This window comes from Streptomyces sp. NPDC051104 (genome assembly GCF_040682835.1).
Taxonomy (GTDB): Bacteria; Actinomycetota; Actinomycetes; order Streptomycetales; family Streptomycetaceae; genus Streptomyces; species Streptomyces cynarae.
In genome coordinates, this window is the sequence record NZ_JBFBBS010000006.1 from 1 (window position 1) to 14872 (window position 14872).

13 protein-coding genes and 1 pseudogene are annotated in these 14872 nt (G+C 69.6%); 3 read left to right on the top strand and 11 right to left on the bottom strand.

The window, feature by feature from the left end:
• The 6 genes from alaS to AB0N14_RS11260 all read right to left on the bottom strand — a co-directional run.
• The coding region (alaS, locus tag AB0N14_RS11235; protein ID WP_366025406.1) for an alanine--tRNA ligase at positions 1-1383 on the bottom strand (1383 nt) is incomplete at its 3' end.
• Positions 1383-1733, bottom strand: a complete 351-nt coding sequence (locus tag AB0N14_RS11240) for a hypothetical protein (protein WP_366025407.1) — start codon at positions 1731-1733, stop codon at positions 1383-1385. The genes alaS and AB0N14_RS11240, both read right to left, overlap by 1 nt.
• A gap of 3 nt (positions 1734-1736) precedes the next feature.
• On the bottom strand, positions 1737-2207 hold the full coding sequence (locus AB0N14_RS11245; protein ID WP_200421200.1) for a DUF948 domain-containing protein: 471 nt from the start codon (positions 2205-2207) through the stop codon (positions 1737-1739).
• Between the two features lie 179 nt (positions 2208-2386).
• The gene (rpsD, locus tag AB0N14_RS11250; protein WP_366025408.1) at positions 2387-3001 is read right to left on the bottom strand and encodes a 30S ribosomal protein S4; all 615 of its coding nucleotides are present in this window, start codon (positions 2999-3001) and stop codon (positions 2387-2389) included.
• Positions 3002-3340: 339 nt separating this feature from the next.
• A complete protein-coding gene (locus tag AB0N14_RS11255) occupies positions 3341-4696 on the bottom strand; it encodes a replication-associated recombination protein A (protein WP_366025409.1) in 1356 nt (451 codons plus the stop codon).
• 48 nt (positions 4697-4744) lie between these two features.
• Positions 4745-5401, bottom strand: a complete 657-nt coding sequence (locus tag AB0N14_RS11260) for a vitamin K epoxide reductase family protein (protein ID WP_366025410.1) — start codon at positions 5399-5401, stop codon at positions 4745-4747.
• A 142-nt stretch (positions 5402-5543) separates the two neighbouring features.
• Between AB0N14_RS11260 and AB0N14_RS11265 the strand changes: the two are divergent.
• Positions 5544-5915: pseudogene (locus AB0N14_RS11265) on the top strand (ATP-binding cassette domain-containing protein); the annotation flags it as partial.
• Positions 5916-6056: 141 nt separating this feature from the next.
• On the opposite strand, the gene hisS reads toward AB0N14_RS11265, so the two are convergent.
• Together hisS and AB0N14_RS11275 are read right to left on the bottom strand one after the other, a co-directional pair.
• A complete protein-coding gene (hisS, locus tag AB0N14_RS11270; RefSeq protein WP_366025411.1) occupies positions 6057-7319 on the bottom strand; it encodes a histidine--tRNA ligase in 1263 nt (420 codons plus the stop codon).
• A gap of 13 nt (positions 7320-7332) precedes the next feature.
• Positions 7333-8040 (bottom strand): MBL fold metallo-hydrolase, encoded by a 708-nt coding sequence (locus tag AB0N14_RS11275; RefSeq protein ID WP_103842651.1) that lies wholly within the window; start codon positions 8038-8040, stop codon positions 7333-7335.
• A gap of 167 nt (positions 8041-8207) precedes the next feature.
• On the opposite strand from AB0N14_RS11275, the gene AB0N14_RS11280 reads away from it, so the two are divergent.
• Together AB0N14_RS11280 and AB0N14_RS11285 are read left to right on the top strand one after the other, a co-directional pair.
• A complete protein-coding gene (locus AB0N14_RS11280; protein WP_366025412.1) occupies positions 8208-9056 on the top strand; it encodes a peptidylprolyl isomerase in 849 nt (282 codons plus the stop codon).
• Between the two features lie 135 nt (positions 9057-9191).
• Positions 9192-10421: a DUF349 domain-containing protein gene (locus tag AB0N14_RS11285; protein WP_366025413.1), complete on the top strand. Its 1230-nt coding sequence runs from the start codon at positions 9192-9194 to the stop codon at positions 10419-10421.
• Between the two features lie 68 nt (positions 10422-10489).
• Here the strand turns inward: AB0N14_RS11285 and AB0N14_RS11290 are convergent, their stop codons facing one another.
• The 3 genes from AB0N14_RS11290 to secF all read right to left on the bottom strand — a co-directional run bounded on the left by AB0N14_RS11290 (position 10490) and on the right by secF (position 14870).
• On the bottom strand, positions 10490-13006 hold the full coding sequence (locus tag AB0N14_RS11290; RefSeq protein ID WP_366025414.1) for a RelA/SpoT family protein: 2517 nt from the start codon (positions 13004-13006) through the stop codon (positions 10490-10492).
• A 206-nt stretch (positions 13007-13212) separates the two neighbouring features.
• A complete protein-coding gene (locus AB0N14_RS11295; RefSeq protein ID WP_366025415.1) occupies positions 13213-13761 on the bottom strand; it encodes an adenine phosphoribosyltransferase in 549 nt (182 codons plus the stop codon).
• Complete coding sequence (secF, locus tag AB0N14_RS11300; RefSeq protein ID WP_366025416.1) at positions 13758-14870, bottom strand: protein translocase subunit SecF; 1113 nt, start codon at positions 14868-14870, stop codon at positions 13758-13760. The genes AB0N14_RS11295 and secF overlap by 4 nt, the downstream gene beginning before the upstream one ends.
• Positions 14871-14872 lie beyond the last annotated feature (2 nt).

Here is a 14872-nt window from a genome sequence, read left to right on the forward strand (position 1 = left end):
GCCGGCGGTGTCGGCGATCTCGCGGTAGGCGCCGACGTCGGCGTGGCCGGTCTTCTTGGCCTGGGCGTCGGCCTTGGCGCGCTCCCGCTGCTCCTTCATCAGGCGGCGGAAGCCGTCCTCGTCCACGGACAGGCCCTGCTCGGCGGCCATCTCCAGGGTGAGGTCGATCGGGAAGCCCCAGGTGTCGTGGAGGAGGAAGGCCTTGTCACCGGGCAGCACGGTGGAACCGGCGGCCTTGGTCTCGGCGACGGCGGTGTCCAGGACGTTCGTGCCGGCGTTGAGCGTCTTGAGGAAGCGGGACTCCTCGGCGAGGGCGACCTTCTCGATGCGCTCGCGGTCGGTGACGAGCTCCGGGTACTGCTGGCCCATCATCTCGATCACGGTGTCGAGGAGTTCCTTGACGACCGGACCGGTGGCGCCGAGCAGGCGCATGTTGCGGATGGCGCGGCGCATGATGCGGCGCAGGACATAGCCGCGGCCCTCGTTGCCGGGGGTGACGCCGTCGCCGATGAGCATGGTGGCGGTGCGCATGTGGTCGGTGACCACGCGCAGCGAGACGTCCGAGTCGTGGGCGTCGCCGTAGCGGACACCGGTCAGTTCGGTGGCCTTGTCGATCACGGCCATGGAGGTGTCGATCTCGTACATGTTCTGCACGCCCTGCAGAATCATGGCGAGCCGCTCGAGGCCGAGGCCGGTGTCGATGTTCTTGCTCGGCAGGTCCCCGAGGATCTCGAAGTTGTCCTTGCCGGTGCCCTCGCCGCGCTCGTACTGCATGAAGACGAGGTTCCAGATCTCCACGTACCGCTCGTCGTTGACGGCGGGGCCGCCCTCGACGCCGAACTCGGGGCCGCGGTCGTAGTTGATCTCGGAGCAGGGGCCGCACGGGCCGGGGACACCCATGGACCAGAAGTTGTCCTTCATGCCGAGGCGCTGGATGCGCTCGGCGGGGACGCCGACGACGTTACGCCAGATCTGCTCGGCCTCGTCGTCGTCCTTGTAGACGGTGATCCACAGCCGGTCGGGCTCGAGGCCGTAACCGCCCTTGTCCTGGGGCGTGGTGAGCAGCTCCCAGGCGAGCTTGATGGCGCCTTCCTTGAAGTAGTCGCCGAAGGAGAAGTTGCCGCACATCTGGAAGAACGTGCCGTGCCGCGTGGTCTTGCCGACCTCTTCGATGTCGGGCGTGCGCACGCACTTCTGCACGCTGGTGGCGCGCGGGTAGGGCGGCTTGACCTCGCCCAGGAAGTAGGGCTTGAAGGGCACCATGCCGGCCGGGACGAGCAGCAGAGTCGGGTCGTCCGCGATGAGCGACGCCGAAGGGACGACGGTGTGACCGCGCTCCTCGAAGAAGCTCAACCAGCGGCGGCGGATCTCAGCCGACTCCATCAGTGGTCCTCATTCCGGTTGTACGAGTACGTCGTGGTCTCGACGTACTTCGGGTTGTTGCGGTTCTCGATGGCGGCGTACCGCCGCGGTCCGGGGAGTTCGGGCTCGACGGCGGCGTTCAGACCGAGCGCGTCGCCGAGTTCGGCCTCTCGCCGGTTCATGTTGTCGCGGACGTCGAGGGCGAATTCCACCGCGCGGTCCTTGAGCCGGTGGCCCGCCTCGATCGCCTTGTTCGCCGCTGTCGCGGCCAGGCTCTCGGGGGTCAGCTGCTTCAGCTTGCGGTTGACCTTGGTGGTGGCCCACACACCGGCGGCGACGCCTGTGGTGAACCAGAACGTACGGCGGAACATTCGCTAGTCCTTCTTCCGCTTCGCCCGTCGCGGGGACGGGACGGTGCGGCCCACGATCACGGTACGTCGAGGGGCCTTGGCGGGCACGTCCTCCCGGCGGCCGGCGATCGCCCGGCGCACGCCGTAGCCGAAGGCCGCGACCTTGACCAGGGGGCCGCCGAAGGTCGACGCGACGGTCGTCGACAGTGCGGACGCGTTGGAGGTGACCTCCTGGACGTCCGACGCGATGGCGTCGACCCGGTCGATCTGGGTCTGCGCGGAGCGCACCGCGGCGGAGGCGTCGGAGAGCAGCGGGACGGCCTGGTCGGTCACGTCCGCCACCAGCTTGGTGGTCGCCTTGAGCGTCTGGGCCAGCCTCGCCAGCGCCACGGCGAGGAAGGAGACCAGGATCGCCCAGAAGACGGCCACCAGGATCCCGGCCACTTCTCCACCGGACACTGTCGTGCACCCGCTCCCTGGAACGTGCCTGAACATCGAAAAGTCGGTTCCCCGAGCCTATCGCGCCCAGGCGGCCGCTCCGTACCGGATTAGGGGCTGCGGCCGACGGGCTCGAGGGGAGCCGATGTGCGAAAGCCCGCCGTCTTCCCGCCCTGAAGGTGCGGGTAAGACGACGGGCTCTGCGGGGTGGGAGTGCTACGTCCGCCGGAAAGTGATCAGCGGGCGTAGTACTCGACGACGAGCTGCTCGTCGCAGATCACCGGGATCTCCTTGCGGTTCGGGTCGCGGTCCAGGCGGAACGCCAGGGCCTTGAGGTTCACCTGGAGGTAGCGCGGGGTCTCGCCGTCGGGGGCGAAGCCACCCTCGCGGGCGACCTGGAAGAGCGCCTTGTCACGGCTGCGCTCGCGGACCATCACGACGTCGTCGGGACGGACGCGGTACGACGGCTTGTCGACCTTGTGGCCGTTGACCTCGATGTGGCCGTGGACGACCATCTGGCGGGCCTGGTAGATCGTGCGGGCGATGCCCGAACGCAGGACCAGCGCGTCGAGACGGCGCTCGAGCTCGATGATCAGGGCCTCACCGGTCTTGCCCTGAACCTTGGAGGCACGCTCGTAGGCGCGGACGAGCTGGCGCTCGGACACGTCGTACTGCGCGCGCAGACGCTGCTTCTCCAGCAGACGGACCTTGTAGTCCGAGTTCTGCTTGCGGCCGCGACCGTGCTCACCCGGCGGGTAGGGGCGGGCCTCGAAGTACTTGACGGCCTTCGGGGTCAGCGCGATACCGAGGGCACGCGACTTCTTGACCTTGGGGCGGGACTGGTTCGCCATGAACCAAACACCTCGTGTTTCTGTGTGTATCCGGCTTCACCAGGGTTAGGGGAGGTCGCATCCGCAGCCGGGGAATCCCTGCGGGTCCGCGTGGGACCTGCCGGGCAGCCGCTCCCCTGGTCTGGGCACATACGTGCAGCACGCGAGTGGCCCACCGACCGCTCCCGGGCTCCGGGTGGTGGTGGGCTGCCCGCGACACCGTTCGACGGTGCGCGACGCTCCTGGATCCCCGTGCCGTACGGCGGTGGGGTTCCGGCTGGATGTCCCGCTCTGGTGGTGCCGGACCCTTTTGGGGTGCCGGACACGGGACGCAGCGCTTCGAGCAAGTCTACAGGCCGCCTAGGACTGCCTGCGACCGAGGTGCTTGCGGGTCCACTCCACGGCGTCCGCGTACCGCGCCTCGGCGCCGTGCCGGGTCGGGGTGTAGTACTCGCGGTCCTTCAGGGCGTCCGGGGCGTACTGCTGGGCGGCGATGCCCTCCGGCAGGTCGTGCGGGTAGACGTACCCCTGGGCGTGGCCGAGCTTGGCCGCGCCCTTGTAGTGGCCGTCGCGCAGATGCGGGGGCACGGGTCCGGCCAGTCCCTTGCGGACGTCCTCCAGGGCCGCGCCTATCGCCATGGTCGCCGCGTTCGACTTCGGGGCCAGGGCGAGGGCGATGGTGGCGTGGCTGAGGGTGAGCGCGGCCTCCGGGAAGCCGATCATGGCGACGGCCTGGGCGGCGGCGACGGCGATCGGCAGCGCGTTCGGGTCGGCGAGGCCGATGTCCTCGCTGGCGGAGATCATCAGGCGGCGGGCGATGAAGCGGGGGTCCTCCCCGGCCTCGATCATCCGGGCCAGGTAGTGAAGGGCCGCGTCGACGTCGGAGCCGCGGATGGACTTGATGAGGGCGCTGGCCACGTCGTAGTGCTGGTCGCCGTCGCGGTCGTACTTGACGGCGGCCCGGTCGACGGTCTCCTCCAGCGTCGTGAGGCCGATCTCCGTCTCGCCCTTGTCCAGGGCGGCTCCGGCGGCGGCCTCCAGGGCGGTCAGGGCGCGCCGGGCGTCGCCGCCGGCGATCCGCAGCAGGTGGCTCTCTGCGTCCTCGGGGAGCGTGACGGCGCTCTTGAGGCCGCGCTCGTCGGTCAGGGCCCGGCGGATCAGGCCGCGGAGGTCGTCGTCCGTGAGCGGTTCGAGGGTGAGCAGGAGCGAGCGGGACAGCAGCGGGGAGATCACCGAAAAGTACGGGTTCTCGGTGGTCGCCGCGATCAGGGTCACCCAGCGGTTCTCGACGGCGGGGAGCAGGGAGTCCTGCTGGGCCTTGCTGAAGCGGTGGATCTCGTCCAGGAACAGGACGGTCTCCTTGCCGAAGCCTCCGCTCGCGCGGCGGGCGCCGTCGATGACCGCGCGGACCTCCTTCACGCCCGCGGTGATCGCCGACAGCTCCACGAACCGCTTGTTGGTGGCCTTGGAGACGACGTACGCCAGTGTCGTCTTGCCGGTGCCGGGCGGGCCCCACAGAATCACCGAGGAGGGCCCGGCGGGGCCGCCGCCGCCCTCGCCGACCAGTCTGCGCAGCGGGGATCCCGGCTTGAGCAGGTGCTGCTGGCCCACCACCTCGTCGAGGGTGCGCGGGCGCATGCGGACGGCCAGGGGACTGGCGCTCGGGTCCTTCTCCTGGCGTTCTTCTGCGGCGGCGGTGAACAGGTCGGGCTCCACGAGGGAAACCCTAAGTCACGGCACTGACAACGCCCCCGGGCCCGGGGCTCAGGCCCAGAGCTGGCTGCCCCAGCGGGTCAGGATCAGCATGGCGATGACGCCGCAGTGCGTGACCGGCAGCACCCAGGTGAACTCGCCGAGGAAGTTCTTCACCGGGCGCGGGGCGGGCAGGAAGTCGTTCCGGACGTTGAACGAGGTGACGTACCAGAACATGGTGATCGTGGCGACCCAGGCCAGCGAGCACCACAGGCACAGCGCGTTGATCCGGTACAGCGACTCGAACTGCAGCCAGGTCACGAAGCCCACGCCGAACAGCGTGCCGAAGTTGAAGGTCAGCCAGTACCAGCGGGGGAAGCGGGCGCGGGCGAGCAGGCTCATGCCGACGCAGATGACGATGCCGTAGCAGACGAGGCCGAGCATCGGGTTGGGGAAGCCGAAGGCGGCGGCCTGCTTGCTCTCCATCACGCTGCCGCAGGACACGATCGGGTTGATGCTGCAGCTGGGGGTGAACGTCTTGCCGCTCACCTTGCCCTCGAGGATCTTGAACTTGTCGATCGTGATGACCCACGCGGCGAGCAGACCGGCCGCACCGGTGATCACCAGCAGCAGGCCGAACGCGCGGCTGCCGCCCACTGTGCCGGGCGTGTGCGTACTTGCCGACTCGGTGGACCCGGTGGGGACGTCCTTGACTGTCGTCTTGCTCATCACGCCGCTTCCGATGCTCGAGAGGTGGGCCTGCGGGGTTGGGGTCATTGTGCCGCACGCGCGCGTGTGTCCACCGTTCGATGGACGTAAGGAAGTACGCACGATGGTCCCGGAGCGTTCGGTTCCGGCCGACGCTCGCCATATGACCACACACGCGAACGGGCTCGCGGTGGACGTACGGGGGCTGCGCAAGCAGTACGGGGACGTGACCGCGGTCGACGGAATCGATCTGGGGATCCGGCGGGGAGAGGTGTTCGGCCTGCTCGGGCCCAACGGCGCGGGCAAGACCACCACCGTGGAGAGCCTCCAGGGCAACCGCGGCCGGGACGGGGGCGAGGTGTCCGTGCTCGGGGTGGGCCCGGCGCGGGGCACGCGCGCGTGGCGCTCGAAAGTGGGAATCGTCTGGCAGGACGAATCAGCGCCCGCGGAGTTGACGGTCCGGGAGACGGTACGGCACTTCGCGCGCTACTACCCGCGACCGCGCGACCCGGAGCAGGTCCTCGGACTGGTGGGGGTGCCCCTGCTCGAAGAGCTTGGGGGAGTTCGAGGACGAGGCCGTTCAGGCCGAACGAGGTCTGGGGGCGCAGCCCCAGGGACGGGAAGGGCAAGGGCGGCGGGGGGGGCGAGACCCGCACGGCCCCCGCCCCCGGAAGGGTCAGCCCAGGCGGGACTCCAGTTCCGCCACGATCTCGTTCACGCCGACCGCCACCTGCTCCCCGGACTCCATGTCCTTCAGCTGCACCACGCCCTCCGCGAGATCGCGCTCACCGGCGACGATCGTGAAGCGGGCACCACTGCGGTTGGCGTTCTTCATCGCGCCCTTCAGCCCCTTGCCACCGTATGCGAAGTCCGCCGCGACGCCGAGCTTGCGCAGCTCCGTGACCTTGGCGAACAGCACGCGGCGGGCCTCCTCGCCCAGCGGGACCGCGAACACGCTGGTGCTGGCCGGGAGTTGCAGCTCGATCCCCTCCGCCTCCAGCGCCAGCACCGTACGGTCGACGCCCAGCGCCCAGCCCACCGACGGCAGCGCGGGGCCGCCGATCATCTCGGACAGACCGTCGTAGCGGCCTCCGCCGCCCACCGCGGACTGCGAGCCCAGGCCGTCGTGCACGAACTCGAACGTCGTCCGCGTGTAGTAGTCCAGTCCGCGCACCAGCTTGGGGTCGTCCTCGAAGGCCACGCCCGCCGCGGTGATCAGCTCACGGACCTCCTCGTGGTACGCCTTGCACGCGTCGCACAGGTAGTCCCGCAGCAGCGGCGCGCCGTCCAGCTGCTTCTGGACGGACTCCCGCTTGTCGTCGAGAACCCGCAGCGGATTGATGTCGATGCGGCGGCGCGTGTCCTCGTCCAGGTCCAGGCCCCGAAGGAAGTCCTGGAGCGCGGAACGGTACACCGGGCGGCACTCCTTGTCGCCCAGCGAGTTGAGCAGGATGCGGAAGTCCCTCAGGCCCAGGGAGCGGTACGCCTGGTCCGCCAGGATGATCAGTTCGGCGTCGAGGGCCGGGTCCTCGGCGCCGATCGCCTCCGCGCCCACCTGCGAGAAGTGGCGGTAGCGGCCCTTCTGCGGACGCTCGTAGCGGTAGTACGAGCCCGAGTACCAGAGCTTGACCGGCAGGTTGCCCGCCTTGTGCAGGTTGGCCTCGAGGGCGGCGCGCAGCACGGACGCCGTGCCCTCGGGGCGCAGGGCGAGCTTGTCGCCGCCCTTCGTCTCGAAGGCGTACATCTCCTTCGTCACGATGTCGGTGGACTCGCCCACGCCCCGCGCGAACAGTTCCACGTTCTCGAAGCCCGGTGTCTCGATGTAGCCGTAGCCGGAGTTGCGCAGCGGCGCCGCGATCGCCTCGCGGACGGCCAGGTACTTGGCGGAGTCCGGCGGGATCAGGTCGTACGTGCCCTTGGGGGCCTTGAAGGTGCTCACGGAAGGTTTCTCGTCACATTCCTCGTCGGGGAGCCTCCTGGGCTCCCTGGCCGGCGGCCACCTGTCGCAGATACGGGTTGGTGGCGCGCTCCCGGCCGATGGTCGTCTGGGGGCCGTGGCCGGACAGCACCACGGTCGAGTCGTCGAGCGGCAGGCACACGCGGGCCAGCGAGTCGAGCATCTCGGCCATGTCACCGCCGGGCAGGTCGGTGCGTCCGATGGAGCCGGCGAACAGCAGGTCGCCCGAGAAGAGGATCGGCGGGATGTCCGCCGCCTCGGGCAGGCCGAAGGTCACCGACCCCTTGGTATGGCCGGGCGCGTGCGCGACGGACAGCTCCAGACCGGCCAGCCGCAGGGTCGTGCCGTCGGTCAGCTCCTTGACGTCGTCCGGCTCCCCCACGGTCAGCTCGCCCATCAGCGGCATCCCGATGGAACGCCCGAGGGCCTTCTCCGGGTCGCTCATCATGTACCGGTCGTCGGGGTGGATCCACGCCGGTACGTCGTGCGCGCCGCACACCGGGACGACCGAGGCCACGTGATCGATGTGGCCGTGGGTGAGGACCACCGCCACGGGCTTGAGCCGATGCTTCTCGAGCGCGTCCTCGACTCCCCGGGCGGCCTGGTGGCCGGGGTCGATGATCACGCACTCCTCACCCGCGGCGGGGGCGACCAGGTAACAGTTGGTCCCCCAGGCCCCGGCGGGGAACCCGGCAATCAGCACGATCGTCCTTCGTTGTGTCGTACGGGCGTCACTGGCTGTGGGTCAGAGCCTACCGGCGCTGCCGATTCCTCAGCGAACCCATATACGGTACGGGGCACACGCATGCGGTCGGCACACCAGACGCACGCGTACCGGTCGGCGGACGAGACGCATGAGGAGAAAACCCCGTGGTCAGCCAGGAACAGCGGCGGCGACAGCTCGCCCGGGAGAAGTTCTTGCGACAGCAGCAGCGGCGTACGGATGCCCGGCGCAAGGCGCGGATGCGCAATTCCGTGATCGCGTCGGTGCTCGGCGTGTTGCTGGTGGGCAGCGCGGTGTCGTACACGGCCGGGGTCTTCAAGAGCGACGACAAGAAGACGAACGCGGGCGCGGAGGTGTCCCCGAGCGCCTCGGCGCCCAGCAAGGCGCCGGACCCCTGTGCGAAGCCCGCCCCGGGCAAGGCCAAGTCGCTGAGCTGGAAGAAGGAGCCGGCGTTGACCATCGACACGTCGGCGAAGTACACGATGAAGCTGGCGACCACGTGTGGTGACATCGACATCGCGATGAAGACGGCCGCGGCCCCGCACACCGTGAACTCGTTCAACTTCCTCGCAGGCCAAGGCTTCTTCGACCACACCAAGTGCCACCGGCTCACCACCAGCGGCATCTACGTGCTGCAGTGCGGCGACCCGAAGGGCAACGGCACCGGCGGCCCCGGCTACACCATCCCGGACGAGAACCTGAAGGACAAGAGCCTGAAGGGCAACGTGTATCCGGCGGGCACCGTGGCCATGGCCAACCAGTACGACGCCTCGACCAACCAGGGCCGCAACACCGGCGGGAGCCAGTTCTTCCTCGTCTACCAGGACAGTCAGTTGCCGCCCTACTACACCCCGTTCGGCACCATCGACGCGTCCGGCATGAAGGTGCTGAAGAAGATCGCGGCCGCCGGCGCCCTGCCCGCCGATCCGACGACGGGCAACACCGCCCCGAACGCAACCGTCGTGATCAACAAGGCGACGGTGACGAAATCCTGAACGTCAACAGGTGAATTTCGGTCGCGCGGGATGCGGACAGCCGCCCCGCCGGTCGCCTATGTTGGCCGTGACGAAACTGTGGACGATGCTCGGGGGCGCTGAGGCTCCCCGCAGGCATCATGTGGAGGAGGCGCTGTGAGCAGCGACCCGTGGGGCCGCGTCGACGAGACGGGGACCGTGTACGTGCGGACGGCCGATGGCGAGAAGGTCGTCGGTTCCTGGCAGGCCGGCTCCCCCGAGGAGGCGCTGGCCTACTTCGAGCGCAAGTACGAGGGCCTGGTGGTCGAGATCGGCCTCCTCGAGAAGCGAGTGAAGACCACCGACCTGTCGGCGAAGGACGCCATGGCCGCCATCGACCACCTGCGGGAGCAGGTGGACGCCCATCACGCGGTCGGCGACCTGGACGCGCTGCGCGCCCGCCTTGACAAGCTCGTGGAGATCGTCGACGCGCGCCGTGAGGAGCGCAAGGCGCAGCGGGCCCGGCAGTCCGACGAGGCCCGCCACGCCAAGGAGGCGCTGGTCGCGGAGGCGGAGCAGTTGGCGCAGTCCGACCAGTGGCGGGCGGCCGGTGAGCGGCTGCGGTCGCTGGTGGACACCTGGAAGGGGCTGCCGCGGCTCGACCGGAAGTCGGACGACGAGCTGTGGCACCGCTTCTCGCACGCGCGGTCGGCGTTCTCCAAGCGCCGCAAGGCGCACTTCGCGCAGTTGGACGCGCAGCGCGAGGAGGCCCGCAAGACCAAGGAGAGGCTGGTCGCCGAGGCCGAGGCGCTGTCGGGTTCGACGGACTGGGGGCCGACGGCGGCGCGCTACCGCGAGCTGATGGCCGAGTGGAAGGCCGCCGGCCGTGCGCAGCGGGAGCACGAGGACGACCTGTGGAACCGGTTCCGAGGTGCGCAGGACGTGTTCTTCGCCGCGCGCAGCTCGGTCTTCGCGGAGCGGGACGCCGAGCAGGCCGAGAACCTCAAGCTGAAGGAGGAGCTGGCCGAGGAGGCGGAGAAGCTGCTGCCGATCACGGACCTGAAGGCCGCGCGCGCCGCCTTCCGCTCGGTCAACGAGCGCTGGGAGGCCATCGGGCATGTGCCGCGGGACGCGCGGGCGCGGGTCGAGGGCCGGATGCATGCGGTCGACCGGGCCATCCAGGAGGCCGAGGAGGCCGAGTGGCGGCGTACGAACCCGGAGGCGCGGGCACGTGCGGAGGGCCTGACCGGTCAGCTGCAGGCGGCCGTGGACAAGCTGCGGGCGCAGATCGAGCAGGCCCGGTCCGCGGGCAACACCTCGAAGGCCGAGAAGCTGGAGAAGGAGCTGGAGGGCCGCCAGGCGCTCCTGGACCAGGCCCTGAAGGGCCTGCAGGAGTTCGGCGGCTGACAGCCGGCTGAAAAGAGGGGCTCCCGTACCTCGGTACGGGAGCCCCTTTCGTGTGCTGTGGCGTCCGGTTACGGCCGGCGGGCCGAGGTGACGCGGTAGACGTCGTAGACGCCCTCCACGCCCCGCACCGCCTTCAGGACGTGGCCCAGGTGCTTCGGGTCGCCCATCTCGAAGGTGAAGCGGGAGGTGGCGACGCGGTCGCGGGATGTCTGGACGGCCGCCGAGAGGATGTTCACGTGCTGGTCGGACAGGACCCGGGTGACGTCCGAGAGCAGCCGCGAGCGGTCCAGCGCCTCCACCTGGATGGCGACCAGGAAGACGGAGGACTGGGTGGGCGCCCACTCCACGTCGAGGATGCGCTCCGGCTCGCGCGACAGTGACTCCACGTTGACGCAGTCGCTGCGGTGAACCGATACGCCATTACCACGTGTGACGAATCCGATGATCGGGTCGCCGGGGACGGGCGTGCAACAGCGGGCCAGTTTGACCCAGACGTCCTCGACGCCCTTGACGACGACACCCGGATCGCTGCTGGCGCGCCGCTTGCGGCCACGGCCCCGCGACGGCGGAACGGCCTCGTCGATCTCCTCGGTGGCCGCCTCCTCGCCGCCGAGTGCCTGCACCAGCTTCTGCACGACGTTCTGGGCCGCGACATGGCCCTCGCCGATCGCCGCGTACAGGGACGAGATGTCCGGGTAGCGCATCTCGTGGGCGAGGGTGACCAGCGAGTCGCCGGTGAGGATGCGCTGGATCGGCAGGTTCTGCTTGCGCATCGCCCGCGCGATCGCCTCCTTGCCCTGCTCGATCGCCTCGTCACGCCGCTCCTTGGAGAACCACGCCCGGATCTTGTTGCGGGCACGCGGCGACTTCACGAAGCCGAGCCAGTCGCGGGAGGGGCCCGCGCCGGGCGCCTTGGAGGTGAAGACCTCCACCAAGTCGCCGTTGTCCAGCGTGGATTCCAGCGGGACGAGGCGTCCGTTGACCCGGGCCCCTATCGTCCGGTGGCCGACCTCCGTGTGGACGGCGTAGGCGAAGTCGACCGGGGTGGCGCCGGCCGGCAGCGCTATCACGTCGCCCTTCGGGGTGAAGACGAAGACCTCGTTGCGGGACAGGTCGAAGCGCAGGGACTCCAGGAACTCGCTGGGGTCCTCGGTCTCCTTCTGCCAGTCCAGCAACTGCCGCAGCCACGCCATGTCGTTGATGGCGTCCTTGTCCTTGGCGCTCGAACGCGGCGTGTCCGTACGCACCTTGGAGGCGCCGGCGACGGCCTCCTGCTTGTACTTCCAGTGCGCGGCGATGCCGTACTCGGCGCGGCGGTGCATGTCGAACGTGCGGATCTGCAGTTCGACCGGCTTGCCGTTGGGTCCGATGACCGTCGTGTGCAGCGACTGGTACATGTTGAACTTGGGCATCGCGATGTAGTCCTTGAACCGCCCCGGAACCGGGTTCCAGCGGGCGTGGACCGTGCCCAGCGCCGCGTAGCAGTCGCGGACCGTGTCGACGAGGACGCGGATGCCCACCAGGTCGTAGATCTCCGCGAAGTCACGGCCGCGGACGATCATCTTCTGGTAGACGCTGTAGTAGTGCTTGGGGCGGCCGGTGACGGTCGCCTTGATACGGGCGGCGCGCAGGTCGGCCTGGACCTCGTCGGTGACGATCGCGAGGTATTCGTCGCGCTTGGGGGCGCGCTCGGCGACGAGGCGGACGATCTCGTCGTACATCTTGGGGTAGAGGATCGCGAACGCGAGGTCCTCCAGCTCCCACTTGATGGTGTTCATGCCCAGGCGGTGGGCGAGCGGCGCGTAGATCTCCAGGGTCTCGCGCGCCTTCTTCTCCTGCTTCTCGCGCTTGAGGTAGCGCATGGTGCGCATGTTGTGCAGACGGTCGGCGAGCTTGATGACCAGGACGCGCGGGTCCTTGGCCATGGCGACGACCATCTTGCGCACGGTCTCGGCCTGCGCCGCCTCGCCGAACTTGACCTTGTCCAGCTTGGTGACGCCGTCGACGAGGAGGGCGACGGTGTCGCCGAAGTCGCGGCGCAGCTGGTCCAGACCGTACTCGGTGTCCTCCACCGTGTCGTGCAGCAGGCCCGCCATCAAGGTGGCCGGGTCCATGCCGAGCTCGGCGAGGATGGTGGTGACGGCGAGGGGGTGCGTGATGTACGGGTCGCCGCTCTTGCGTTTCTGGCCGCGGTGCCAGCGCTCGGCGACCTGGTAGGCGCGCTCGATCTGGCGCAGCGTCGAGTTCTCGATCTTCGGGTCGTTGCTGCGCACTATCCGCAGCAGCGGCTCCAGGACCGGGTTGTACGGGTTGGCGCGCTGCACGCCGAGCCGGGCGAGGCGGGCGCGGACGCGGTTGGAGGAGCCGGTGCGGGCGGACGGGGACGGCGTCGCGCGGACGGCCGGAGTGCGCTCGGGAGGGGCCGGCTTGGGGCGCGGCTGCTCGGCCGCCTGGTCCGCGGGCGCGGACTGGGCGTGCTCCACCGTCCCGTGCGGGGCGTTCTTCGCGCTGCGCGCGGGGGTGTCCGCGGCCTTCGACGCGGGTTCGGGCTTGGCGGCGGCCAGTGGCTGGGCCTCGTCTGGCAAGAGGGCTCCTCGTGCACGATCCGGGTCCCCCGGTCAGGCTCCGGAGCACCCATGGTAGCGATCCCGGGCTCCGGGCTCGCCCTGAGGCCGAAGGACGGCCTGCTATGGGAGAAACGCACGAGGCGGGCCCCGGATTCCTCCGGGGCCCGCCTCGCGGTGTCCTGCGGCCCGACGGGGCCTTGCGCAGGGGTGTACGGCGCGGAACCTCAGACCTGGAGCAGTGCCTCCAGCGGGGCACCGGCCAGGGCCGGTTCCAGTCGGGCACGGCCGCCGAGGAAGCCCAGTTCCATGAGGACCGAGACACCCGCGACCTCGGCGCCCGCCCGGCGGATGAGCTGCAGTGAGGCCTCGGCGGTGCCGCCGGTGGCGAGGACGTCGTCGACGACCATCACGCGGTCGGACGCCGACAGGTCCTCGGCGTGCACCTCGATCTCCGCGGAGCCGTACTCCAGGTCGTACGCCTGCCGCAGGGTGGCTCCGGGCAGCTTGCCCGCCTTGCGTACGGGGACGAAGCCGATGCCCGCGCGGACGGCGACCGGGGCGCCGAGGATGAATCCGCGCGCCTCCAGACCGACGATCTTCGTCGCGCCGTGCCGTACGGTCAGCTCCGCCAGCGCGTCGGTGAGCGCGGTGAAGGCCGCCGGGTCCGCGAGCAGCGGGGTTATGTCCTTGAACATCACCCCCGGCTCCGGGTGGTCCGGCACGTCCCGGATACGGCTGAGCAGCAGTGCCTGTATGTCGGTCGTCTCGGTCATCGGCGCTTTCCGGAGGGTCGGCCGCGACCGCGGTTACGGGACGCGGGCTGGCTGCGCTGGCCGACGACCGCCGGTGCGGCGTCCTCCGGCTCGTCGGCGCGGGAGCCGTCCTCGGTCGCCTCTCCGACGGTCCCCGCCTCGGCGGCCTGCGCGCGTTTGGCGAGGACGCGGCGCTTGAGGGCCTTCATCTGCGGCTCGCGCTCCTTGAGGTCGGCGACGAGCGGCGTGGCGATGAAGATCGAGGAGTACGCACCGGCCGCGAGGCCGACGAACAGCGACAGCGAGATGTCGTTGAGTGTGCCCGCGCCGAGGAAGCCGCCACCGATGAACAGCAGGCCCGCCACCGGCAGCAGCGCCACCACCGTGGTGTTGATGGAGCGGACCAGGGTGCTGTTGATCGAGCTGTTGGCGATGTCGCTGAAGGTCCAGCGGGTCTGCTTGGTGATGTCCTTCGTCTGCTCCTTGAGGCTGTCGAAGACGACGACCGTGTCGTAGAGCGAGTAGCCGAGGATGGTCAGCAGACCGATCACCGTGCCGGACGTGACCTCGAAGCCGACGAGCGCGTAGATGCCGGTGGTGATGGTGATGTCGTGGATCAGTGCGACGAACGCGGCCAGGGCCATGCGCCATTCGAAGGCGATCGCCAGGTAGATCACGACCAGCACCATGAAGATCGCCAGGCCCTCCCAGGCCTTGCCGGCGATCTGCTCACCCCAGCTGGGGCCGACCAGGTCGGCGTTGATCTGCTCCGAGGGGACGCTGAGGTCCTTTGCCAGGGTGTCCTTGATCTGGTCGGACTTGCCGGTGTCGATTCCGGCGACCTGGATGCGCAGGCCGCCCGTGCCGAGCTTCTGCACCACGGCGGGATGGCCGGAGGCGTCCTGGGCGTAGTTCTCGGCCTGGGCCACCGAGACGCTCGTCTTCGGGGTGGTGAAGACCGCTCCGCCCTGGAACTCGATGCCCATGTTCAGGCCGCGCACCGCCAGGCCGACGATGGCCGTGATGGTGATCAGGATCGAGACGCCGTACCAGATCTTGCGGTTGCCGACGAAGTCGTAACCGACCTCGCCTCGGTGGAGCCGGGCGCCGAGGTTGCCGAGCTTCGACATCT

Excerpts from the sequence above, each read along its gene's own strand:
- AB0N14_RS11240 (WP_366025407.1), bottom strand. The coding sequence starts at position 1,733 with ATGTTCCGCCGTACGTTCTGGTTCACCACAGGCGTCGCCGCCGGTGTG.
- AB0N14_RS11245 (WP_200421200.1), bottom strand. The coding sequence starts at position 2,207 with ATGTTCAGGCACGTTCCAGGGAGCGGGTGCACGACAGTGTCCGGTGGA.
- rpsD (WP_366025408.1), bottom strand. The coding sequence starts at position 3,001 with ATGGCGAACCAGTCCCGCCCCAAGGTCAAGAAGTCGCGTGCCCTCGGT.
- AB0N14_RS11260 (WP_366025410.1), bottom strand. The coding sequence starts at position 5,401 with ATGAGCAAGACGACAGTCAAGGACGTCCCCACCGGGTCCACCGAGTCG.
- AB0N14_RS11295 (WP_366025415.1), bottom strand. The coding sequence starts at position 13,761 with ATGACCGAGACGACCGACATACAGGCACTGCTGCTCAGCCGTATCCGG.
- secF (WP_366025416.1), bottom strand. The coding sequence starts at position 14,870 with ATGTCGAAGCTCGGCAACCTCGGCGCCCGGCTCCACCGAGGCGAGGTC.